Raw genomic sequence first — 274 nt, 5'->3', positions numbered from 1 at the left:
CATCTGCATTAGGTGAATTGGCAGCTACGGGAGCCGAGTTTGTTATCACAACGGCCGTGTACTTATCGTCCAGCACCAACATCGTATTCACATTAAACGTGATGTTAACGGCAGTTGGTGTGGTGACCTCTACAGTTAGCGGCGCTGTTGTGGCAATGGCCAGTCCCTGCACCGGACCTAGCGTCATGCTAGTAGTCGGAGTCAAGCGTTGACCTATCGCGCCTACGCCAGACGCTGGGTAAATCGAGCTGAGTGTTCCTACCTGCTTCAACAC

Annotated in this window: 1 protein-coding gene; it reads right to left on the bottom strand. The window is 52.9% G+C overall.

Annotated elements, in window-relative coordinates; genetic code table 11:
* Window positions 1-187, bottom strand: a 187-nt coding sequence (locus tag AC1RPV_RS07880; protein WP_481764216.1) for a hypothetical protein, incomplete at its 3' end; no start/stop codon positions are given.
* Window positions 188-274 lie beyond the last annotated feature (87 nt).

The organism is Dellaglioa sp. CoH-55-MRSF-9 (genome assembly GCF_056782155.1).
This window is presented reverse-complemented; position numbering and strand designations above follow the sequence as displayed.